At 56.9% G+C, this 22460-nt stretch carries 18 protein-coding genes and 1 pseudogene; 16 read left to right on the forward strand and 3 right to left on the reverse strand.

All coding sequences use genetic code 11. From position 1 onward, the window contains the following. Window positions 1-177: 177 nt before the first annotated feature. Entirely contained in the window at window positions 178-1107 is a 930-nt protein-coding gene (locus ACR0JX_RS11100; protein ID WP_480543864.1) for a LysR family transcriptional regulator, read from the reverse strand. A 105-nt stretch (window positions 1108-1212) separates the two neighbouring features. Here ACR0JX_RS11100 and ACR0JX_RS11105 point away from each other — a divergent pair, with 105 nt between their 5' ends. The 10 genes from ACR0JX_RS11105 to ACR0JX_RS11150 are packed head-to-tail and all read left to right on the forward strand — an operon-like array spanning window position 1213 to window position 11096. Then, a complete protein-coding gene (locus ACR0JX_RS11105) occupies window positions 1213-2274 on the forward strand; it encodes a maleylacetate reductase (RefSeq protein WP_480543865.1) in 1062 nt (353 codons plus the stop codon). A gap of 25 nt (window positions 2275-2299) precedes the next feature. Continuing rightward, window positions 2300-3574: an ABC transporter substrate-binding protein gene (locus tag ACR0JX_RS11110; RefSeq protein ID WP_480543866.1), complete on the forward strand. Its 1275-nt coding sequence runs from the start codon at window positions 2300-2302 to the stop codon at window positions 3572-3574. A 49-nt stretch (window positions 3575-3623) separates the two neighbouring features. Continuing rightward, window positions 3624-4343 carry an ABC transporter ATP-binding protein gene (locus ACR0JX_RS11115; RefSeq protein WP_480543867.1) on the forward strand — a complete coding sequence of 240 codons (720 nt, stop codon included), beginning with the start codon at window positions 3624-3626 and terminating at the stop codon, window positions 4341-4343. Beyond that, a complete protein-coding gene (locus ACR0JX_RS11120) occupies window positions 4343-5053 on the forward strand; it encodes an ABC transporter ATP-binding protein (protein WP_480543868.1) in 711 nt (236 codons plus the stop codon). The genes ACR0JX_RS11115 and ACR0JX_RS11120 overlap by 1 nt, the downstream gene beginning before the upstream one ends. Further along, window positions 5050-5913, forward strand: a complete 864-nt coding sequence (locus ACR0JX_RS11125; protein ID WP_480543869.1) for a branched-chain amino acid ABC transporter permease — start codon at window positions 5050-5052, stop codon at window positions 5911-5913. The genes ACR0JX_RS11120 and ACR0JX_RS11125 overlap by 4 nt, the downstream gene beginning before the upstream one ends. Then, window positions 5913-6980, forward strand: coding sequence for a branched-chain amino acid ABC transporter permease (locus ACR0JX_RS11130; RefSeq protein ID WP_480543870.1), 1068 nt, complete (start codon window positions 5913-5915; stop codon window positions 6978-6980). The genes ACR0JX_RS11125 and ACR0JX_RS11130 overlap by 1 nt, the downstream gene beginning before the upstream one ends. Before the next feature lie 3 nt (window positions 6981-6983). Beyond that, on the forward strand, window positions 6984-7565 hold the full coding sequence (locus ACR0JX_RS11135) for a VOC family protein (RefSeq protein WP_480543871.1): 582 nt from the start codon (window positions 6984-6986) through the stop codon (window positions 7563-7565). Between the two features lie 26 nt (window positions 7566-7591). Further along, a complete protein-coding gene (locus ACR0JX_RS11140) occupies window positions 7592-9349 on the forward strand; it encodes an FAD-dependent oxidoreductase (RefSeq protein WP_480543872.1) in 1758 nt (585 codons plus the stop codon). Window positions 9350-9388: 39 nt separating this feature from the next. Then, a complete protein-coding gene (locus ACR0JX_RS11145; protein ID WP_480543873.1) occupies window positions 9389-10273 on the forward strand; it encodes an intradiol ring-cleavage dioxygenase in 885 nt (294 codons plus the stop codon). Between the two features lies 1 nt (window position 10274). After that, window positions 10275-11096, forward strand: a complete 822-nt coding sequence (locus tag ACR0JX_RS11150) for a 3-oxoadipate:acetyl-CoA acetyltransferase (RefSeq protein ID WP_480543874.1) — start codon at window positions 10275-10277, stop codon at window positions 11094-11096. Window positions 11097-11172: 76 nt separating this feature from the next. Here ACR0JX_RS11150 and ACR0JX_RS11155 read toward each other — a convergent pair. Further along, window positions 11173-11588, reverse strand: a pseudogene (locus tag ACR0JX_RS11155) (DDE-type integrase/transposase/recombinase); the annotation flags it as partial. A gap of 357 nt (window positions 11589-11945) precedes the next feature. Between ACR0JX_RS11155 and ACR0JX_RS11160 the strand changes: the two are divergent. Then, on the forward strand, window positions 11946-13577 hold the full coding sequence (locus ACR0JX_RS11160; protein WP_480543875.1) for an alpha-D-glucose phosphate-specific phosphoglucomutase: 1632 nt from the start codon (window positions 11946-11948) through the stop codon (window positions 13575-13577). A gap of 240 nt (window positions 13578-13817) precedes the next feature. Next, window positions 13818-15284, forward strand: coding sequence for a uracil-xanthine permease family protein (locus ACR0JX_RS11165; protein WP_480543876.1), 1467 nt, complete (start codon window positions 13818-13820; stop codon window positions 15282-15284). 96 nt (window positions 15285-15380) lie between these two features. On the opposite strand, the gene ACR0JX_RS11170 is transcribed toward ACR0JX_RS11165, so the two are convergent. Then, a complete protein-coding gene (locus ACR0JX_RS11170) occupies window positions 15381-16064 on the reverse strand; it encodes a DnaA N-terminal domain-containing protein (RefSeq protein WP_480543877.1) in 684 nt (227 codons plus the stop codon). A 467-nt stretch (window positions 16065-16531) separates the two neighbouring features. Here ACR0JX_RS11170 and ACR0JX_RS11175 point away from each other — a divergent pair, with 467 nt between their 5' ends. From ACR0JX_RS11175 to ACR0JX_RS11190, 4 genes are all read left to right on the forward strand, one after another. Next, window positions 16532-17839 (forward strand): AAA family ATPase, encoded by a 1308-nt coding sequence (locus tag ACR0JX_RS11175; protein ID WP_480501703.1) that lies wholly within the window; start codon window positions 16532-16534, stop codon window positions 17837-17839. After that, window positions 17836-18942 carry a ParB/RepB/Spo0J family partition protein gene (locus ACR0JX_RS11180; protein WP_480543878.1) on the forward strand — a complete coding sequence of 369 codons (1107 nt, stop codon included), beginning with the start codon at window positions 17836-17838 and terminating at the stop codon, window positions 18940-18942. The genes ACR0JX_RS11175 and ACR0JX_RS11180 overlap by 4 nt, the downstream gene beginning before the upstream one ends. Window positions 18943-19800: 858 nt before the next feature. Further along, window positions 19801-20415 carry a FecR domain-containing protein gene (locus ACR0JX_RS11185; RefSeq protein ID WP_480543879.1) on the forward strand — a complete coding sequence of 205 codons (615 nt, stop codon included), beginning with the start codon at window positions 19801-19803 and terminating at the stop codon, window positions 20413-20415. Then, window positions 20409-22265, forward strand: coding sequence for a CHASE2 domain-containing protein (locus ACR0JX_RS11190; RefSeq protein ID WP_480543880.1), 1857 nt, complete (start codon window positions 20409-20411; stop codon window positions 22263-22265). The genes ACR0JX_RS11185 and ACR0JX_RS11190 overlap by 7 nt, the downstream gene beginning before the upstream one ends. Window positions 22266-22460 lie beyond the last annotated feature (195 nt).

The following is a 22460-nucleotide window of genomic DNA, read 5'->3' on the forward strand; positions in this document are numbered from 1 at the left end:
TTCTGACCCAAACGTCAAGCAATTCTGACCCAGAACAGTTGAAACATACAGATGACCAACAAACCGAAGGGTCCCCTGAGGCAGCACGCATTGAACAACGTCCGCCCCAAACCTCGTACGGGCTTCACAAAGCAATTCAATCTCTTGTGTTTTTACAGGCTAGACCGGTCAGAGAAGTCATCCCGCGCTACAAATCAACCGATCAAGCATTTCGAACTTCTGCTTTATAAACTCAAGCACGCGGTTTGACGAAGCCGGCATGCTTCGGGCGCTTAGTGTAACGCAACCCAAGTGCCGGTCGGGATCACCGATTTTTATCGGCAGTGCTGTCAGAGTTTTTTGCCGTTGCATCATAAAGACCACAGAAAAAGGCAAAACGGTAAGGGAATCTGAACCCGTTAGAACGTTCACAACCGCACTCAAAGACCCGCCTGTGAAACTGATTTTGAGATCTCGCATACCGATACCGTCCAGCGTGTTTCGCAAGTCACGAAACAGCGGGCTGTTTGCAGGTGGCGCGATCCAGGAAAACTCGGTGATATCTTCCAGCTTAACCTCTTTTTTGCGCGCCAATGGGTGACCAATGCGGCACGCAATGACGTTTCGGCCAGGCAGGATTTGACGAAATTCGTACTCATCAGACACGTCTGCCGGGCGCATAGGAAGAATGGCCAAGTCCAGAGTTTCAGCGGACAACTGGGACAAAAGTTCAGTGGGGTACCCATAGGATTGGTCGATCCGAATATTGGGGTACTCGGCCTGAAACTCCGCAATCACGTTTGAGATGACACCGTCCATGAAGATCGGCGTACCCGCAACCCGCACAGCACCAGCAATGCCTTGACGGTGCTCGTCCACAACACGACTTGCATGGCGACCTGCGCTTAGGATTCTTTGACCTTCCTGAGCAAGCGCAAGACCAAGCTCAGTAGGCTGCAAAGGTCTTCGGGTCGGCAGGAATAGGGGCTCACCCACCCTGTCCTCCAAGAGAGAGACGCTTCTGGAGACACTGGGTTGAGATTTCCCAAGTAAAGCAGCGCCTTCGGTCAATCCTCCGGCCTCAACAATGGCCGCGAGGATCTCGAGATGTCTAGGATCAAGCTTCATAACTCAAAGTTATATTGATGGTCGAAAATTCGATCAAGAGTGCTGTTTTTGCCTGCTAGCGTTCCCCGCAGACCCGCAATCCATCGCTTGTCAGGAACGCGCCCAATGGCTCTTAGAACCACCAGCATCAATGGTCAGAAAGTCCGGTTCGGCGCAGGTTTGCGCAACGACATCTGCGCGGAGTTGGCGGAGCTGGGATCGAATAAGGCGCTGATCCTATCGACGCCTCAGCAAGTCGATATGGCAATGGAGCTTGCGACAACCGTTGGGGATCGTGCTGCAGGCGTGTTCACTCGGGCAACAATGCACACTCCGGTCGGCGTGACCGAAGAAGCGGTTGAACACGCTTTGTCAGTCCATGCCGATAGCATTGTTTCTATCGGTGGAGGTTCGACGATTGGCTTAGGCAAGGCGATTGCCCTTCGGACCGGTTTGCCACAAATCGCCATCCCGACAACATATGCCGGCAGCGAGGCTACTCCGATCCTGGGCCAGACTGAGGATGGCATCAAAACTACCCTGACAGACCCGAAGATTCTGCCGCAGGTCATTCTGTACGATCCCGAACTTGTGGCGTCATTGCCGCCTGCAATGACCGTAACAAGCGCCTTGAACGCAATGGCTCATGCAACTGAGGCGCTTTATGCCAAGGATCGCACGGATCAGACCACGGAATTGGCGATCGACGGCCTGAAGGCGTTTGCAGAAGGCCTGCCGACCGTTGTGGCAAACCCCGACGATCTGAAAGCCAGAGAAGAAACACAGCGCGGTGCTTGGGCCTGCGGCACGGTACTTGGTCTGGTCGGAATGGCCCTGCACCACAAGCTCTGCCATACGCTGGGTGGATCCTTCAATCTGCCGCACGCGGAAACCCACGCAGTCGTTCTGCCCCATGCCATTGCCTACAACGCGGCGGGTGTACCGGAGCTGCTGGCCCCGGTGTCAGATGTTCTCGGCGGTTCTGGACCCGGGCAAGCCCTTTGGGATTTTGCCAAAAACATGGGCGCCCCAATGGCTCTTAGAGACTTTGGCCTCTCGGAGACCGATCTGGATCGTGCCACCGAAATCGCACTTAGAAACCCGTATTGGAACCCGCAACCGATCACTGCTGATGGGCTGCGGGCGCTTCTTCAAAACGCGTGGGCGGGCAACGCCCCAAGCGTTTGACTTCACCGTGTCAAGGGAGGGACACATGATCACACGACGCAAATTGCTGCAATCCAGCGCTGCAACCGGCCTCGGCCTAGCCGCCGGCACGCTCGCTGCGCCCGCTATCGCTCAGGGCGCCAAGATCAAGCTGGGCTATGTCAGCCCGCAATCAGGTCCTCTGGCCGCGTTCTCTGAGGCCGACAAGTTTATTCTCGACAATTTCGCCGCGTCCGACGCCGGTGCGAATTTTGAAGTCATCGTCAAAGACAGCCAGTCTAACCCGAACCGTGCAGCAGACGTGGCGGGCGAGCTGATTGTGGACGATGAGATCGACCTGATGCTGGTCGCTTCGACGCCAGAAACGACCAACCCCGTTGCCTCCACCTGTGAGGCGGAGGAAATACCGTGTATTTCCACTGTTGCGCCATGGCAGCCGTGGTTCATCGGCCAGCAGGGCAACCCCGGCGATCCAGCAAGTTGGGAACCGTTCTACTACGCCTATCACTTCTTCTGGGGCCTTGAGGATGTGATCTCGGTCTTCACGGCGATGTGGGGCCAGTTGGAGACCAACAAGCAGGTCGGTGCTCTGTTCCCGAATGACGGTGATGGCAATGCCTGGGGCGATCCGAATGTAGGTTTCCCGCCGGTTCTATCCAAGTTGGGATATAGCCTGACAGATCCCGGACGGTACCAGAACCTGACCGACGATTTCTCGGCCCAGATCAATGCGTTCCGCCAGGCAAATGTCGAAATTGTAACCGGCGTTCCGATCCCGCCTGACTTCACCACCTTCTGGAGCCAAGCCAAGCAGCAAGGCTTCACCCCTAAGGCGGCGAGCATCGGCAAAGCCATCCTATTCCCGCAGGCCGTCGAAGCTTTGGGCAACGCAGGCAACAACCTGAGTTCCGAAGTGTGGTGGTCACCGACGCATCCGTTCTCATCGTCGCTCACCGGTGCGAGCTCAGCGGAACTGGCTCAGGGTTACATGGCCGCCACCAGCCGCCAATGGACCCAGCCCATCGGCTTTGTGCACGCGCTGTTTGAAATGGCCGCCAACGTCATGGGACGTGTTGATGACGCAGGTGATGGCGATGCCGTAGCCGAGGCTATCGCAGCGACGCAGCTGGACTCGATCGTTGGCCGGATCGCCTTTGATGGAGCAGGCCTGCCACCCTTCGCCGCGCAGAACGTTGCGAAAACACCCTTGGTCGGAGGGCAGTGGAGGCTGCTCGACAATGGCAGCTATGACCTCGTGATCGTCGACAACTCTTCAGCACCCGAAATCCCGACCGCAGGTGTGATGGAAGAAATCTCCTGATCGCAATGAAACCAGCGTCCCGGACCCGGTCCGGGGCAGGAACACCGGTATGACCATTCTTTCGCTCAAAAACGTCTCGAAAAGCTTCGGCGCGCTCACCGTCACTGACGATGTCAGTTTTGATGTCGCGCAAGGGCAGGCCCTTGGGATCATTGGTCCGAATGGGGCGGGCAAGTCGACGCTGTTCAATCTGATAACAGGCAATCTGACCTCTGACGCGGGGTCGATCCATTTCGACGGGGCTGATGTGACGCGCGTGCCGCCCATGCAGCGCTGCTTGTCGGGTATTGGGCGCTCGTTCCAGATCCCTCAGCCGTTTGATCATCTGACCGTATTCGAAAACCTGCTAGTGGCCGCGACGCATGGGCAGAGCAAATCGGAACATGAGGTCGAACAGGACTGCGCCCGCATTCTTGAGCAAACGGAATTGTTGGATGTGGCCAATAACACGGCCGGTGGATTGCGGCTGTTGCAACGCAAACGACTGGAGTTGGCCCGCGCGATGGCAACCAATCCAAAGCTATTGCTGCTGGACGAGATTGCAGGGGGGCTGACCGACGCGGAATGCACCGCGCTGATCAACACGATCAAGGGGCTGCACAGCAGCGGCGTGACGATCATCTGGATCGAACATGTCCTGCATGCGCTCACCTCGGTCGTCGAACGGCTGCTGGTTCTGGATTTCGGCAAGGTCATCGGCCTCGGTGATCCGGATGAGATCATGAACAGCCGGGAAGTCAAAGAAATCTACCTGGGGATCGAAGTCTGATGAGCCTGCTAGAGACCCACGCGCTGACCGCCCACTACGGCGATTTCCAAGCCCTGTTCGGCGTGGATATCCATCTGGACCAAGGTGAAACCGTTGCCATCATCGGGGCAAACGGGGCCGGGAAATCGACCCTCATGCGATCAATCTCGGGCGTTCTGACCAACAGGTCCGACCAAGTGCGCTTTGATGGGCAACCCATAGGAAGCTTGGCCGCCGACGAAATTATGGCGCGCGGAGTGGCCATGGTGCCCGAGGGGCGTCGGCTGTTTCCTTCCCTAAGCGTCGAGGAAAACTTGCTGATCGGAACCTATGGCCGCAAGGTATCTGGCCATTGGTCATTGCAAACAATCTACGACCTGTTCCCGATCCTGAAAGAGCGCCGCAACCACCCGGGCACGGCCCTGTCTGGCGGACAACAGCAGATGGTTGCAATCGGTCGTGCGCTGATGAGCAACCCCCGTGTTCTGCTCTGTGACGAGATCAGCCTTGGTCTCGCGCCAGTGGTCATCAAAGACATCTACGATGCCGTCCCCCGCATTCAGGAGGCAGGAGCCAGCCTGATCGTGGTGGAGCAGGACATTGGTCAAGCGATGAAAGTCGCAGACCGCGTCTACTGCATGATGGAAGGCCGCGTCACGCTGGAAGGCACCGCAGACACGCTCAGCCGCGAGGCCATTCACGACGCCTATTTCGGAGGAGCCGCCGCATGATCTGGATCGACACCATCATTCAGGGCGTTCTTTTGGGCGGGCTCTACGCGCTGTTCGCCGCAGGACTTAGCCTTGTGTTCGGGATCATGCGTTTGGTCAATCTGGCCCATGGCGATCTCATCGTCTTTGCCGCCTATCTGATCCTTCTGCTGGTCTCGCTGCTTGGGCTTTCACCGTTTCTGGCTGCAATCATTGCCGCACCGATCATGTTCGGCGTGGGTTGGGCTTTGCAGAGACATGTGCTGAACCGCGTACTCGGTCCAGATATACTGCCGCCTTTGCTTGTGACATTCGGTCTGTCGGTCGTCTTGCAAAACGCTCTGCTCGAAGGGTTCTCAGCCGATAGCCAACGTTTGCCTGCAGGTGAGATTGCAACGGCGTCCGTTCAAATGGGCGGGCTGAACCTCGGTGTTCTGCCGCTGCTGACCTTTGCCTCGGCGATCCTTGTCATCATCGGTCTGAACCAGCTTTTCTACCGCACAGAGCTGGGTCGAGCGTTCCGCGCAACCTCGGATGATGCGGTGACAGCGGGTCTGATGGGTATTCGGCCAGAACGCATCTTCGCCACTGCGACAGCCATTGCGATGCTCGTGGTGACTTTGGCGGCGCTTTATCTGGGAATGAGGGCGAACTTTGACCCCAATATCGGCCCCGCGCGCCTGATCTACGCTTTTGAGGCCGTGATCATTGGTGGCCTAGGCAGTCTGTGGGGCACTCTGATCGGAGGCGTCATCATCGGCGTCGCGCAGACTATCGGCGCAGCAATTAACCCCGAATGGCAAATCCTGGCTGGTCACCTGGCGTTTCTCATCGTGCTTCTGATCAAACCAAGAGGCCTGTTTCCAAGGGCGGTGGACTGATGGCTGATACTTCGATTTACCGCGTCCAAACTCAGACCCGCGCGTCCTACTGTGCCGGAGCCGTCTGTATCGCCCTGATCATCCTGTTCATCCTGCTGCCGACATTTGCCAGCCGAGGGTTGATTCAAGACCTGTTCTTCATCTTCACCATGCTGGTGCTGGCGCAATTCTGGAACTTGCTGGCGGGGTATGGTGGCCTTGTGTCCGTCGGCCAGCAAGCCTTCGTGGGCATGGGCGCCTACGCCATGTTCGGCGGTGTCATCCTTTGGGGTATGGACCCGGTTCCGGCGATCCTGCTGGGCGGCGTTGCAGCCCTGATTGTCGCCATACCCACGGCTTTCTTCGCCTTCCGGCTGCAAGGAGCTTACTTCGCCATCGGAACATGGGTCATCGCCGAGGTCATGCGCCTGTTGGTGGCCCAATGGAAAGTGCTGGGAGGCGGCACCGGAACCTCTCTGCCGCGCACCGCAACGCGTGAGATGTGGGCGACCGAATGGATCCAGACCACCTTTGACGTTCGCGGCGCAGCAGCGCGCGATATCCTGACTTACTGGCTGGCCTTGGCGCTGGTGACCGCAACGATTGCGGGCATTTACTGGCTGCTCAGAACAAAGCGCGGGCTGGCACTGGCTGCGGTACGGGACAATGTCGAAGCAGCGAAATCCATCGGCGTCGATGCGGTGCGGATGAAGTGGTTGGTCTACCTCGTCTCAGCCGCCGGGACCGGGCTGACCGGCGCTCTGATTTACGTTCAAAAGCTTCGGATTTCACCCGATGCCGCATTCTCGGTCACCGACTGGACGGCTTATGTGATCTTCATTGTGGTGATCGGGGGCATCGGTACCATCGAAGGCCCAATCCTGGGCGTGCTGATCTTCTTCATCTTGCAAAGCCTGCTGGCCGACTACGGCTCCTGGTACCTCATGGTGCTTGGGCTGATCGGGATCGCCGTCATGCTCTTCGCACCGCGCGGCATCTGGGGGCTGATCTCTGAAAAAACCGGGCTTCAAATATTCCCCGTGCGCCGTCGTCTGGTGATTGGCGCGCAGTCGAACAAGGAGGATTGAACCATGAGAGCACTCGCATTTACGACCGCCGTCGCAGCATTAGGAACTGGCGCATTCGCTGGCAACTCCCTGCCGGGAATGACGGGTACAGACCATGTGGGATTTACAGTCCCGAGTGTCGATGAGGCTGTCACCTTCTTTCAGGACGTTATCGGCTGCAATGTGTTTTACCCGTTGGGCCCGTTCTCGGGCGGTGACAGCACCTGGATGGCGGACCATCTAAACGTGGACGCCAAGGCCGAGATCCCGACGATGCGACTGGTCCGCTGTGGCAACGGCGCCAATTTTGAAATCTTCGAATACACCGCGCCGGATCAGGATACGAAGCTGCCGCGTAACTCGGATATCGGCGGGCATCACATCGCGTTCTATACCACCGATATGGACGGTGCCGTCAGCTATTTGCAGGACAAGGGCATTAAGGTCCTGGGCAACCCGACAACCATGACCGAAGGCCCAAGCGCTGGGGAAACCTGGGTCTATTTCCTCGCCCCCTGGGGCATGCAGCTTGAACTGGTCAGCTACCCGGACGGCAAAGCCTATGAGGCCGAATATGACGGTCGCCTCTGGGATCCGCGGTCCTAACAATCAAAGAACAAGGGAGAGAGCTTATGGCCACCATCACAACGGATGTCCTGATCATCGGGACCGGCCCGGCGGGGTCTGCAACGGCGGCTTTGCTGTCGAGCTACGGCGTCGAGAACATGGTCATCAACCGCTATCGCTGGCTGGCCAATACGCCGCGCGCGCATATCACCAATCAGCGCACGATGGAGGTGCTGCGCGACCTTGGTCACGAGGTCGAGGCCGAAGCCTACATGCACGCCGCGCATCAGGATCTGATGGGCGAGAACGTGTTCTGCGAAAGCCTCGCCGGTGAGGAAATCGGACGGATGAAAAGCTGGGGCAATCATCCTCTATCCAAAGCCGAGCACCTGCTGTCCAGCCCGACCATGATGAACGACCTTCCGCAGACATTCATGGAGCCGATCCTGTTCGGCACCGCTTGTCGCCGTGGGACTCAAGCACGTATGAGCACCGAATACTTGCGACATGAGCAAGACGCAGATGGTGTGACGACGACGTGTTTGGATCGCTTGTCGGGCGAAGAAATCACGATCCGTTCAAAATACCTGGTCGGTGCGGATGGGGGCAATTCACTGGTTGCCGAACATGTCGGCCTGCCTTTCGAAGGTCAGATGGGCGTCGGCGGGTCCATGAACATCCTGTTCCGGGCCGATCTCAGCAAGTACGTGGCGCATCGGCCATCGGTCCTCTATTGGGTGATGCAACCGGGTGCGAATGTCGGTGGCATTGGCATGGGTCTGGTCCGCATGGTCCGCCCTTGGAACGAATGGCTCATTGTCTGGGGCTATGACATAAACCAACCCGCCCCCGAAGTTGACGAGGCCATGGCCACGCAGGTGGCGCGCCAACTTGTTGGCGACCCCGAACTTGAGATCGAACTGATCAGCGCCAACACCTGGACCGTCAACAACATGTACGCGACCCATATGCAGAAGGATCGCGTGTTCATAATGGGTGACGCGGCACACCGACACCCACCGTCAAACGGGCTGGGGTCGAACACGTCGATACAGGACAGTTTCAACCTCGCTTGGAAACTGGCGGCTGTCCTGAAAGGTCATGCCGGAGAGAGCCTGCTGGACAGCTACAGCGAAGAACGCGCGCCAGTAGCAAAGCAGATCGTCACACGGGCCAATCAATCCATCGGTGAATTCGGTCCCATCTTTGAATCGCTCGGAATGGCCGAAGGCGTTGACCCAGAGGTCATGCAAAGCAACCTTGAGGCACGCTCGGGATCAACGCCTGAAGCTGCGGCACAAAGACAGGCCATTCGCGAGGCGATTGCCTTCAAAAAGTATGAGTTCGATGCGCATGGCGTTGAAATGAACCAGCGCTACGACTCCTGTGCGATTGAAACGGATGGTCAACCCAATCCCGGTTTTGATCAGGATGCTGAGCTGCATTACCAGCCCACGACTTGGCCCGGCGCGCGCATCCCACATGTTTGGGTGTTTGATCATGATACTGGGAACAAACATTCCACTCTGGATTTGTGCGGTCGCGGAGAATTCACCTTGCTGACCGGAATTGGTGGCGAGGCTTGGTTGACGGCGGCCGAGACCGTTTCTCGCGAACTGGGCATGCCCATTCGCTGTCACGTCATCGGTCCGCGCCAGACTTATGTTGACCACAACGGGGATTGGGCGCGCGCGTCGGAGATTTCGGATACGGGCTGTTTGTTGGTCCGTCCCGATCAACATGTGGCGTGGCGCTCAGCCGATATGGCTGCGGATGCCGAAGCCGAACTGCGTCGCGCGCTGACCACAGTCCTTTCGCGATGAGCCAATCTGGAGCAAACTTACACAAGTCAGGAGGCCAAAATGGACTCGCATGAGATGGGATACTTTACCGAGGAAAACTCGGCCGAGGTCGTCACCGCGCGCAACAAAAACGCAGAAAGCGAACGGCTGAAGCAGGTTATGGAAGTCATCACCCGTAAGCTCCATGAAGCCGTGAAGGAAATTGAGCCGACGCAGCAGGAGTGGTTCGAGGCGATCATGTTCCTGACCAAGGTTGGGCACATGTGCGATGACTGGCGGCAGGAATACATTCTTCTGTCCGATGTTCTGGGCGTTTCGATGCTGGTGGATGCCGTGAACTCACGCCGCCCCACCGGGGCCTCAGAGAACACTGTGCTGGGCCCTTTCCACGTAGGAGGTGCCCCGGAATACGAGATGGGACACAACATTTGTCTCGACCAAAAGGGCGAGGACATGGTGGTACGGGGTCGTGTCACCGATGTGGAGGGCAACCCACTGGAAGGCGTCAAGATTGATGTCTGGCAAGCCAATGATGATGGGTTTTACGACGTGCAGCAGAAAGGTATTCAACCTGATTTTAACCTGCGCGGCGTCTTCACGACCGGTGCTGACGGGACGTATTGGTTCCGTGCGGTGCGGCCAAAGAACTATCCGATCCCGGATGATGGGCCGGTTGGCGATCTGTTGAAGCATCTTGGTCGACACCCGTACCGACCAGCGCACCTACACTACATCGTTTCAAAAGACGGCTACGACGACCTGACCACCCATATCTTTGATCCCGATGATCAGTACATCGACTCGGATGCGGTATTTGGCGTCAAAGAAAGCCTGATCGCCGAATTCAACCGGGTCGATGATCCGGCGCGATCTGCGGAAGTTGGCTTTGAAGGTCCCTATTGGGATGTCGAATTCGACTTTGTCCTCGCACCGAAAGAGACCTGAAATGTCCGACCCCTGCATCATCTGCGTTGCAATAACCGGGTCCTTGCCAACCAAGGCCAACAATCCGGCTGTGCCCATAACAGTCGAAGAACAAATCGAAAGCACACAGGCTGCTTTTGAGGCGGGCGCGTCCATCTGCCATGCCCATGTTCGAAACGATGATGAAACGCCTTCGAGCGACCCGGAAAAGTTCGCAAGACTGAAAGAGGGGCTTGAGAAACAATGCCCTGGCATGATCATCCAGTTTTCGACAGGCGGGCGGTCCGGGGCGGGCAAGACGCGGGGCGGCATGTTGCCGTTGCAGCCGGATATGGCATCGCTGTCGGTTGGGTCGAACAACTTCCCCACGCGCGTCTACGAAAATCCACCCGATCTTGTCGACTGGCTCGCGGCTGAGATGGCCACTTATGACGTCAAGCCAGAGATTGAAGCCTTTGATCTGAGCCATATCTTGAAGGCGGCCGAGATGCACAAGAAAGGTCAAATCAAAGACACGCCGTATGTGCAATTTGTCATGGGTGTGAAAAACGCAATGCCTGCGGATCGGGACGTATTCGAATTCTACGTGAAGACTGTTGACCGACTGTTTCCCGGTGCGCCCTGGTGCGCCGCAGGCATTGGAGCGCAGCAGGAGGTTCTTAACCATTGGGCAATTTCGTCAGGTGGCCATGCGCGTACGGGTTTGGAAGACAACGTGCGATTGGATCGCAAAACGCTTGCACCATCAAACGCGGCTCTAGTGACCCGGACAGCTGAAATCTGTGACCTGTACAATCGCCCGGTTGCGACAGCCGACCAGGCACGAAGTATTTTGGGCCTCTAGACGGGGTTTGCGCACCGGCCTTGTTGCAAAGTCATGAGCTAGCCGGACTGTCTTGGCGAACGCGACGAAGCTAGGCTCACAGTTCAGCTAATTGCTCATACGGGCAGAGTCCGGGCCGAATTGGCCCTTTCGGCTCATGTAACACCTCGATGCCAGTAAGTGTTGCTGCAGCCCAGGCAAAGCTCTTGAAACCGAGCATCGGGCGCGTTCGTCTTTTGATGAAACGATAGTCTTGTTCGACGATGTTGTTCAGATATTTGCGCCTCAACATCTCAATCGGGATCAGGCAGCCAACGCCTTTCAGCATTTTGTTGATCGCCTTAGTGCCAGCAGTGCTGGCTCCGCTTATGTCGACAACGATCTATTTTGCGGCAGACCGTTGACCTCCAGTGTCCGAGCTAAAAATCTTGTAGCAGCCGATTTATTTCGGCGCTCCGACAGCATGAATTCAAGAGTTTTGCCGTGCTTGTCGACGGCACGATAAAAATAAACCGATGATGTGTCGCAAACTTTGGGCCTGGATTGACGACAGGACGCGGCAATACAGCCACGCGGAACGCGAGACCTTCGGCGACTACATCCGCGCGCAGGGATTCATCCTTACCTAGGCAAAGACGATGGTTGGCAACGACAAGTCATGCAACGCAGGCCACGCTCGGCGAAGCATGGCCCTGGTGAGACGCATCAAGACAGATGGCCCAACTTTAACCAACAGGCTTGTGACCTACAGCCCCCCTACCCTATCACTTCACCATCGAAGCCCGATACCTGACCCGTGTGGGGATTGCACATTTTTTGGGACCCGGCGCGCACCACTTGCGTCATTGTTCAGAATAAGGAATTTGAAATATGCCGATCGTGACACAGCCCTGCACCGCCTTTGCGGGCCAAAAGCCCGGAACCTCGGGACTGCGCAAAAAGACACGGGTGTTTATGGAACCGGGCTATCTGGAGTGTTTTGTCCAGTCGATCTTCAACGCCATTGACGGTGGCGCGGGCAAAACGCTGATCATCGGCGGCGACGGTCGGTTCTTCAATGCCGAGGCCATCCAGATCATCCTGCGCATGTCAGCGGCCAACGGCATCGCCCGTGTTATCGTCGGCCAGAATGGTCTTCTGTCGACACCGGCCGCGTCGAACCTGATCCGAAAGCGAAAGGCTGATGGCGGCTTCATCCTGTCGGCCAGTCACAATCCCGGTGGCATCGACGCGGATTTCGGTCTGAAGTTCAACGGCAGCAATGGTGGTCCGGCCTCGGAAAGTCTGACCGAAAAATTCTATGCGCAGTCGCAGACCATCACCCAGTATCACACGCTGAGAGCTGATGATGTCGACCTTAGCCAGATTGGTACATCTGTGCTTGAGGGGATGCAGGTCGAAATCGTCGACCCAGTTGCCGATTATGCAGAGCTGATGCGCGAGCTGTTTGATTTTGACGCGATCAGATCGCTTCTGTCCGAGGGCTTCTCCTTACGCTTTGACGCGATGCATGCGGTGACGGGACCTTATGCGACTGCGATTCTTGAACAGGAATTGGGCGCGCCAACAGGCTCGGTGCTGAACGCGGTGCCCTCGGTTGATTTCGGCAAAGGACATCCGGACCCCAATCCGATCTGGGCCAAGCCTCTGGTCGATCTGATCATGTCCCCTGATGGCCCGGATTTTGCCGCAGCCTCCGACGGCGATGGCGACCGCAACATGATCCTGGGCAAAGGCATCTACGTTACCCCATCGGACAGTCTGGCGGTTCTGGCCGCCAATGCGCACCTCGCTCCGGCCTATGCCAAGGGGTTGTCCGGAGTGGCCCGATCCATGCCCACCAGCACCGCTGTGGACCGCGTGGCCAGCCATCTTGGACTTGACTGCTATGAAACCCCAACCGGCTGGAAATTCTTTGGCAACCTGCTCGACGCAGGTCGGATCACCTTGTGCGGAGAAGAGAGCGCAGGGACCGGATCAGATCACGTGCGCGAAAAAGACGGATTATGGGCAGTACTCCTGTGGCTGAATATTCTCGCGAACCGCCGGGTTTCCGTCCGGCAGATCATGGCAGACCACTGGCAGACCTATGGGCGCAACTACTACTCGCGCCATGACTACGAAGCCGTGGACAGCGCCAAGGCCGATCAGATGATGTCAGAGCTTATCGCACGGCTACCAACCCTACCCGGCAGCGGTAAGGGAGAGCTTGTGGTCAAGACCGCAGATCAGTTCTCGTATCACGATCCGGTCGATGGATCGGTGAGCCACAATCAGGGCATTCGCATCGTCTTTGAAAACGGCAGCCGAGGTGTGATCCGCCTCTCTGGCACAGGAACGGACAACGCCACAATCCGGGTCTATCTGGAAAGCTTCACGCCAAAGGACGGCGACCTGGGTGCTGATCCGCAAAGCGCCCTACGCGACGTCGCCGATGCCGTCGCCGCCATCACCAGATTGCAGGAGATTTGCGACAGAAACTCTCCGGATGTGGTGACCTGACCGTCCGGTTGACGCTGCCAAAACCCGCAGCAGCAACCAGATCTGCTCCGTTTTTAGCCAGAGCGCCCTTGCACTCCAGATTGCAAGGGGCGTGCAGAACCTTTCGGGTATTTTTGATAATCGCCACCACAGTGGTGGACTATCAATAGCTTACTTTGAACGGCTGCACACCAAACACACGAATACATAGAACCGGCACCCGCTCAGAGACGACTCCATTGGTCCTACAGGAGGAACCTCATGACGACGTCACCAATCGGGACACCGGAACAACTTCGAGACCCGAATTACTTTCCTGCCATCTATCGCGCGGTACCCTTGGGTATTCAGCACGTGTTGGCCATGTTCGTATCAAACGTGACCCCGGCCATCATCGTTGCGGGCGCAGCCGGGTTTGGCTTTGGTTCGAACAGCCCTGATTTTCCCGAACTGCTGTATCTGATTCAGATGTCGATGTTGTTTGCGGGTGTGGCCACGCTATTGCAAACCGTCACTCTCGGGCCTGTTGGGGCCGCGCTGCCTATCGTTCAGGGCACGTCGTTTGCGTTTATTCCCATCATGATCCCGTTGGTCGCCGGGAAAGGCGTGGATGGGCTGGCCGCTTTGTTTGGCGGCGTACTCATTGGCGGCCTGTTCCATGCGCTTCTGGGCACGGTAATCGGCCGGATACGCTTTGCTTTGCCGCCGCTTGTGACCGGCCTCGTCGTTACCATGATCGGTCTGGCACTGGTGAAAGTAGGTATCGAATACGCAGCTGGTGGTGTTCCGGCCAAGGCGTCGGGCGCGGAAAGCTATGGCTCTTTGTCCAGCTGGGCCCCTGCTTTAATCGTGGTCGTTGTCACGCTAGGGCTGAAGTTCTTTGCTCGCGGGATGCTGTCGATCTCGGCGGTTTTGATCGGTATTCTAGTGGGTTACGTCTATTGCATCCTGGTTGGAAAACTGCCACTCGATGCGATTTCTGGCTCGTGGGAACGTTCTGCCGCCTTCGCCTTACCGCAACCTTTCAAATACGGGTTCGAGTTCTCTTTGGCCGCTGTAATCGGCTTCTGCCTCATGGCCTTTGTATCGGCGATCGAGACCGTTGGCGACGTCTCAGGCATCACCAAGGGTGGCGCCGGGCGCGAAGCCACCGACAAAGAGATACAAGGCGCAACCTATGCTGACGGTTTCGGCACAGCGCTTGCCGGTATCTTTGGAGGCTTTCCCAACACCTCGTTCAGCCAAAACGTGGGCCTGATCGCGATGACGGGCGTAATGAGCCGCCATGTCGTCACCATTGGCGCTATTTTCCTGATCATTTGCGGGCTTGTCCCCAAGGTCGGCGGCCTGATCCGTACCGTCCCGATTGAGGTTTTGGGCGGTGGTGTGATCGTCATGTTCGGCATGGTTGTCGCGGCAGGTGTCTCGATGCTGTCAGACGTGGTCTGGAACCGTCGGAACATGGTTATCTTTGCGGTGTCCCTGTCCATAGGTCTGGGTCTTCAGCTTGAAGTCATGAACGTCGCACCGGGCTCAGCCAATGCGCTGCAGCATTTACCGGATACGCTGCGCATCCTGGGGGCCTCGGGGATCTTGCCGGCCGCGCTGATTGCAATTGTTTTGAACCTTATCCTGCCCGAAACACTGGCCGATGAGGCAACCGAAGAAGTCTCAGGTGGCTTGGCCGGGCACGGCCGGGGCGAGCTGGTGAAAGACGATCACGTCTAAGCAACTCGATGCGGCGGAAGACTGCCGCATCCCCACCTTCGATCAAGACTACACAATAGAGCTTGATCGAGGGCCCATTCCCCGAGCATCTCCGGACTATTCCGATGTTTCAAAGCGCAGCCTGCGTATGTCCGGATCAACCCGGCTGTAAGCTGCCAGCAACCGAGCGCTCCATTTCTGGGCAATATAATCAGCCATAAAGCGCGAGGGGGCGATCAACGTGGCCACGCCCCCTGCCCTTTCGGCCTCGCTTAGATGTTGGAACCAACTTGCCCAAAGCTCAGGGTCCCGGCCATGCAAAATGGCCTGTACTTGCGTCCAGACATCATCTTCGGCCCCGTCAGGTAATGTCGCTTTGACCTTGAATGGCACAATATTAGTAGCCGCTTCGGGTTCCTCGGTCATACGCGCCTGGAAATCAGTGCCAATCACAGGCCAGACCTCTGAGGTATCCAACATCAGTTGCTTTAAATCCAGCTCGTATACCGCCACGCGCCCACGGGCAGCGGGTCGTTTAACCACAACCCAGCCCATCGCACGAAACTTAGCCATTTCTCGTTTCACCGTGCGTTCATTCACCGACCACAGCCGCGAGATTTCCTCTCGTCCAATCGAAAGCTCATTGCTGCGCCAGTTATACCGCGTGGTGATCAGGGCTACGATACGTAGAATACTGCGCTGACGATGCTTGTCGCCCGACAGCGCATGCACTGTCAGCGCCGATAGAATATCGTACTTGAGGGCCGGTGCATTTCGCCCGACCGGTTTTGCAAGCTGCATCCTCGTTCTCACCGCTCTGGTCTGCCTCATGCGGTTATTACCGCCGTGCCACGCTGTTTGCCAACGCTTTTCGTCATCTTGCAGTGATTAGCGTCCAAAGCTTCGATTCTGTCAAGCAGAGTCTCATTTCAGGCCAGTTTGGGCTTGGGTTCAGACCAATTCAATAAAAGAAATTTGGTGAAGTATTGGTGATGGGGGACATACTGGATGACCCCCTATTTGGCCATTCTGTCCCCCTAAATGGGGTTGGTCGCCTATTGATGGCCCCCTAAATGTGGGCGGGTCATCGATGCGCTACCGCGGATTTCAGCACCCTTGACTCCGAATCGCTCAGCGTTGCGCTGGCCCTTGTTTTCTTACCCATGGGTAAGTTTTATCTTCATGATATTTTCTTTTGCGTAAAGTGCAAATCGGGCGTAAATAGAAAAAAGATAACAAATAGCGTCCGAAGGAACGAGAGCTGAGGCATGTATACGCACGAAGATCTAAACGCATTGCGCAATCAATCGCTGAAACTGCAGGGCTGGATACGGCAGCAGACCTTCAGCCCCGAGATGGAGAAGACGCTCCGCCGCTTCTCTAGTTGGGAAGTGTCCGAGCTGATCTTTCGGATCAACCAGTCGACCTTCCGCGGTAAGCTTGCCGCTGATCCTTCACTGCCCGGTGGTGAGGTCGAGCCAGATGGCCGACAGCGCTGGTTCAGCCTCGAAGAGGTGAACGAGCTGCGCCGCAGGCTCAAGGTGAACCGCAAATCCCTGATGCCGCCCCGCCCCGCCGGCAAACGCGCCATGCGCGCGGCTGTTGCCAATTTCAAAGGGGGTGCCGGGAAGTCGACCGTTGCTTTACATCTGGCGCATGCGGCTGCGCTGGATGGCTATCGTGTACTAGTAGTGGATTTCGACCCGCAGGCGACGCTTAGCCATTCGATGGGCCTGACCGATGTAGCCGAAGACTTCACTGTTTGGGGTATCATGGCGCGCGATCTTATCCGAGAAACAGAGCGAATGAACAACCGCCCTGCCGCTGCCGAATCCGGCACCGCCCTGCCCCGCCGCGAGCTGCCACCCTCGATCACAGGTATGGGCCTGGGTGATCTGCGGGTCGCTGACTTTATTCGGCAGACCTCCTGGTCGACGATCGATGTGATCCCGTCCTGTGCGAACGCCGCTTTTGTTGAATTTGCGTCGGCCCAGTATCGGCACCTAAATCCTGAATGGTCGTTCTTTGCAGCGGTGTCGCGCTACCTGGATCAGATCCCGGATGATGCCTATGACCTGATCCTATTCGATTGCCCGCCCGCAATTGGCTATCAGTCCATGAATGCGGTCTTTGCGGCGGACATGCTCTATATCCCCTCCGGGCCGGGATATTGGGAATACGACTCGACCACCTCTTTCATTGGTCAGCTTGCCGAAGCGCTCGAGGACTTGGCCTATGGGTTCGACAAGACCTTACCCACGGGTAAGATCGGTCTTCCCAAAACCTTCTGCGAACTTCGTTTCCTGCTGACGCGATACGAGCCGGGTAACGCTCTGCACCTCGCGATGTTCGAGGCGTTCCGCAAGGTCTTCGGCGACAACGTAGCGCAGCACCCGGTGGAAATGACGCGCGCCGTAGAACAATCGGGCCGTTTCCTGAGCTCGGTCTACGAGATGGATTACCGAGAGATGACGCGCGAAACCTGGCGGCGCGCACGATCGACCTTTGATAACGTCTATGAGGAATTCCGGGATGTCATGCTGACGGCCTGGGACAAGCTGGAGGATGACGCATGAGCCGTAAACGCAGAATGTTTGACATCGATATGCCGGCAATGGAGGACATCCCCGTCGGAAAGGTTCCAGACAAGGTGCTGGAGAAAAGGCGTGGTCCGATGGCTGCAGCGATCTCAGAGAACGCAGATGCCCTGCGCGACCAGCAATCAACCGAAGATACGATCCGCGCCGAAAATGACCGATTGGCGCATGAACTGGTGCGCCTGCGGTCTGAAGGTTTGGTGACCGAGCGTGTGGCGCTTTCGAATGTTGTCACCGAAAAGCTGACACGCGATCGGAAGGCTGGTCCGGATGACGAGTTGGATGAATTAAAGGATTCGATCCGCGACATTGGTCTGTCAAACCCAATTCGATTGGAACGTCGCTCGGATGGTCGGTTTGATCTGATACAAGGTATGCGCCGCTTGTCTGCTTATCGCGCCTTGTATGAGGAAACTGGCGATGAGATTTACGCTGAAATCCCGGCAGGCATTTCGGATGCCGCGGATATCAACGACAGCTACCGGCGGATGGTGGATGAAAACCTCATCCGCAAGGATATCTCATTTGCGGAGATGGGTACCTTGGCACGTGCCTATGCAGAAGACCCGACAAATGATTGTGCAGATGTCGATAAGGCGGTGGCAATCCTGTTCAAATCAGCCAGCTACACAAAGCGCAGTTATATCCGCGCGTTTGCCAGTTTGTTGATGATGTTGGACAAGGTGCTGATGCACCCAAATGACATCCCGCGCAATCTGGGGGTCACGTTGAAACGCAAGCTCGATGCTGATCCTGGTTTGGTACGTCAGGTGAGTACCGCGGTGATGAGCGAACCGGAGCGGGACAGCGCGCGCGAGATGGCCATTTTGCGATCGTTTATAGAGGTTCAGACAGGAGCCGAAAAGAAACCGGCACCCAGCAGTTCAGGAAAAACGCGCCGCGCCAAAACGACGTTTCAAGTGTCGGGAAGGGCAGGGGTCGCCCGATGCTCGGCTTCGAACGGGCGCATAGAGCTGAAATATGATCTGGATTTCACGCGTGTAGATCGCAGCAAGCTGGAACAGGCTGTTGCAGTGTTGCTTGATGATCTTCAGGAAGAGGATGATCTTACCCACGGGTAAGAATTCGCCATCTTAGACCAGACCAAGCACCGGGCTATCAGCCCGGTGTTTTGCGTATAGAACTAACGCCAACACATTCATCAGAAGGCCATCTGCAAGATCTACGCAAACCCCTTGGATCTGTAACTGGATTCAGACGCTCATTTGTTTCATCTAAGACGCGCCAGCACGCTATGCGAGCTATTTAGCCCAGCAAAGCTCCCGCCAGGATGTGACGCTCCGGTCCAAGTCGAGCCCAGTCGGGCAGGCCAGTGTCTTGCGCAGGCATTGCGCGACTGAGACCATTGTTGTCTGACGCCGTTGTTCTCGTTTGAGATGCCGCCGATGTCACGAGGACCGGAGGCAATCAAGGCCAACGCCGTTGCCTTGTTCATGGGTCCAGCGATCATGGAAGGTGCACACAGATCAAAGACCATTCCACGGATTTATTGTGAGAGGGAAGGGGGGGGCAGGGCAGGGAGCTAACGTGCTTCGGCTTAAACGCCGATTCTGCCTCCAACTCCTGACGGAGTTCGTATTAGACCGAATAAGGGATACTTATCGGGTATGATGAGGGTTTGATGCTGCGGCAAAAGTAACGATCATTACTGCCAAATTATGAGCACAAAGTGGGTAGGGTGGTTTCTATTACACCCGAAATCAAAGAGTCTGCTGTAAACTCTTTCATCAATTCCGACGCGAACGCAGACATTCCCCAGTTCGTGAGTTTTGCGTGTCCAATCTGAATCGGGGACGAGGGCGGGCGTTGATTGAAACGAGCAGTTTCCCACCCATGCGACAGAAACGTAAGGCCGCCTTTGGTTGACCTCTCGTGTCATACTCTTCACTCTTGTGAGTATCTTCAGCCGCGAGGCCGCAATGATTCAAAAAAGCTTGCTTGTTATCCTTCTTATTTATTCCTGGATCGGGTTGCCCGGTTCGGTCGCCGCTCAAACACAAGGAACATGTGTCATAACGCGTATGGAAGGGCAGGCGGTCGTTTCTGCCCGAGGAGCAGGTGCCCAACCTGCAGTCATTGGTTTGGGTTTGGGGTTGAATGCCAAGCTGCGCACGGAAGCCGATGCAAGGGTTACCATTGCCTGCTATGTTGGGCTTGAAGTTGTTATAGGCCCGGAAAGCGAGATCGACGTGCTTGGTCTATTGGATCATGAAACGCGCCCCTTTGGACTGCGTCTGATCGATGGCGTCGCCGGGTTCCTTTTTTCCTCGGAAGACGGGAATGGCGTCCAGGTCAGAACCCCTTCTGCTGTCGCCGCGGTCCGTTCCACCGAGTGGGCGATGCGAGTCGAAAACAGGGCAAGCGCCATCTTCACACGTGAAGGCACGGTGTTTGTTTCTGCAGATGACATCGTTGCGCAACTAAGCCCGGGCAAAGGCATTGATGTATCCTCCTCTGGCGAGGTTGGGTCGGTCACGGATTGGGGATCGGCGCGCATAGAGGAATTCGACGTACTTCTCGGGGCGGAATGGTAGCACGCGACGGGTTTCGACGCGCACGACGCATTACCGGGGTGATCGTGCTGCTGTTGAGCCTGTTGATCGCGATCTGGCACCCAGGAGACCGAAGTACGTTTTGGCAGGGAGTTGAAGGCAGACTGCTCGACGCCAGATTCTTTTGGCGCGGCCCGGTGACACCCCCGGATGGTGTCGCAATCATTGCATTTGACGATGCTGCCATGGCACAGCTTGAAACGTTTCCGCCGTCTCGATCAGCCTTGGCAGAGGCGGTGACGATTGCCTCAGAGGCGGATGCCGCAGCAATTGCTTTGGACTTTCTGTTGATTGATCCGCGTGCGGGTGACGAAGGTCTTGCTGAGGCATTGGCAGGTGCAGACGCAGTACTTGGGGTAGCCGAGGCGCCCGCTGATGCATCTCTGCAAGATCTCCAGAGCGGCGATTTTTTAGTTGTGATTGCCCCTGAGTTCGACAACCCGCTGCCCGCGTTGGGACCGGCTGAAACTCTGCGCGGTGTGGTATCGATCGGACATGTGAACCTGCGCCATGATCCCGATGGAGCAGCACGTCGGCTTATTGCTGCGCAGTATCTGGCAACTAAAGACGGCAACGCATGGTATCCGCCGCTCGCCCTTGCGGTCCTCAAGGCGGCGGATGATAAGCTGGACCTACAGTTGCGGTCATCCGAAACAGGCGGGCACCTGACAGTTGGGGACACCTTGGTCGCGCTGGACAGGCAGGGCGCTATCCCCCTGAACTTTTACGGGCATGAAGGGACGATCCCGACCTATTCTTTCGCAAAGCTTGGGGAGGCAGACCTGAGGGGCAAGATCATATTTCTCGGGGCGACCGCGACCGGGTTCGGGGACCGGCATGCCACCTCCTACGATGCCACGTTTCCCGGCGTTGAGCTGCATGCAACTTTGGCTGCAAACGTGATCGAGCAGCGTTTTCTGCGTCGTAACGCGCTGTCATGGTCATTGGACATCGCAGTGGCACTAATGGCGACTACGCTCGGATTCTTCGCGGCAAGAATGGACCGGCCCTGGCTTGGGGTTCTCGCGACCGCAGCGGTATTCAGTGTTGTGGCTCTTGTACTGCAAGCCGCATTCGTCGTCGGTTGGTGGCTGGATGGGGTCACGGCGGTTTTTTCGCTTCTATTGGGCGCTTGTGCCGGCGCCGGGCTACGGCTTGTCCAACATCGTCGACGCGCGGCGAATCTCGCGCTCTATCAGTCGCCCCTGCTTGTTGAGCGGTTGGCAGATGCAACCGACCCTCGCTTCGAAGCCTCGGCAAGACCTGCCGTTGTCTTGTTTGTCGATGTCGCTAGCTTCACGACACATTCCGAGAGGCTTGGCCCCGAGGGCACCGCCGATTTTTTGCGGCTGTTCCACGGGCTGGTCGAACAGTCTGTGGAACCGCAGCGCGGGATTATAGCACATTTTGCCGGAGACGGCGCGATGGTCGTCTTTGGGTTGCCGGAGCCCGGCCCGGACGACGCTATGCGCGCGTTACTCTTCATTGAGGCGCTGTATGTGACGGTTGGCAATAGTCCAGACTGGCCAGGTCTCGGGTTACGGGTCGGTGGGCATGCGGGTCCAGTTCAGACCAGCATCATCGGTGGAAAGCGTCACAAACAACTCGCCGTGAGCGGTGACGTGGTCAACACAGCTAGTCGCCTGCAGGAGTTCGCTAAATCTCAAAATGTGGCTATTGCCCTGTCCAGCGCACTTCTGGAGCCAGATCCGCGAACGCGCGACCGAGCAGTGAAAATGGGATTACACCCAGCTGGCCAACATACGCTTCGTGGTCGGGTGGAACCCATTGACATCTGGACAGGACTGCCTCCAGGTACAATCCAAACCTAGCCCAGCTGTCACTGTACCCTAATGAATCAGATTCTCGTCTGAAATTTTCTCGCGATTTCAATGGTGTTTTGTACCTTTAATTTTCATACCGTACCGTTAATTCCAATACTGCACCCTTAATTGCCGGACGGTCAAAACTGTGGAAGACATAGGCGCCTTTTGTGGCGCGCAAACGGACGCAGGCCTTCCAGGGTA

It is taken from the genome of Ruegeria sp. AH7, from assembly GCF_056541325.1.

Coding starts and splice junctions, on each gene's coding strand:
- ACR0JX_RS11115 (WP_480543867.1), top strand. CDS start 3,624: ATGACCATTCTTTCGCTCAAAAACGTCTCGAAAAGCTTCGGCGCGCTC.
- ACR0JX_RS11120 (WP_480543868.1), top strand. CDS start 4,343: ATGAGCCTGCTAGAGACCCACGCGCTGACCGCCCACTACGGCGATTTC.
- ACR0JX_RS11105 (WP_480543865.1), top strand. CDS start 1,213: ATGGCTCTTAGAACCACCAGCATCAATGGTCAGAAAGTCCGGTTCGGC.
- ACR0JX_RS11160 (WP_480543875.1), top strand. CDS start 11,946: ATGCCGATCGTGACACAGCCCTGCACCGCCTTTGCGGGCCAAAAGCCC.
- ACR0JX_RS11100 (WP_480543864.1), bottom strand. CDS start 1,107: ATGAAGCTTGATCCTAGACATCTCGAGATCCTCGCGGCCATTGTTGAG.
- ACR0JX_RS11185 (WP_480543879.1), top strand. CDS start 19,801: ATGATTCAAAAAAGCTTGCTTGTTATCCTTCTTATTTATTCCTGGATC.
- ACR0JX_RS11170 (WP_480543877.1), bottom strand. CDS start 16,064: ATGCAGCTTGCAAAACCGGTCGGGCGAAATGCACCGGCCCTCAAGTAC.
- ACR0JX_RS11165 (WP_480543876.1), top strand. CDS start 13,818: ATGACGACGTCACCAATCGGGACACCGGAACAACTTCGAGACCCGAAT.
- ACR0JX_RS11125 (WP_480543869.1), top strand. CDS start 5,050: ATGATCTGGATCGACACCATCATTCAGGGCGTTCTTTTGGGCGGGCTC.
- ACR0JX_RS11175 (WP_480501703.1), top strand. CDS start 16,532: ATGTATACGCACGAAGATCTAAACGCATTGCGCAATCAATCGCTGAAA.
- ACR0JX_RS11180 (WP_480543878.1), top strand. CDS start 17,836: ATGAGCCGTAAACGCAGAATGTTTGACATCGATATGCCGGCAATGGAG.
- ACR0JX_RS11150 (WP_480543874.1), top strand. CDS start 10,275: ATGTCCGACCCCTGCATCATCTGCGTTGCAATAACCGGGTCCTTGCCA.
- ACR0JX_RS11190 (WP_480543880.1), top strand. CDS start 20,409: ATGGTAGCACGCGACGGGTTTCGACGCGCACGACGCATTACCGGGGTG.
- ACR0JX_RS11140 (WP_480543872.1), top strand. CDS start 7,592: ATGGCCACCATCACAACGGATGTCCTGATCATCGGGACCGGCCCGGCG.
- ACR0JX_RS11110 (WP_480543866.1), top strand. CDS start 2,300: ATGATCACACGACGCAAATTGCTGCAATCCAGCGCTGCAACCGGCCTC.
- ACR0JX_RS11130 (WP_480543870.1), top strand. CDS start 5,913: ATGGCTGATACTTCGATTTACCGCGTCCAAACTCAGACCCGCGCGTCC.
- ACR0JX_RS11145 (WP_480543873.1), top strand. CDS start 9,389: ATGGACTCGCATGAGATGGGATACTTTACCGAGGAAAACTCGGCCGAG.
- ACR0JX_RS11135 (WP_480543871.1), top strand. CDS start 6,984: ATGAGAGCACTCGCATTTACGACCGCCGTCGCAGCATTAGGAACTGGC.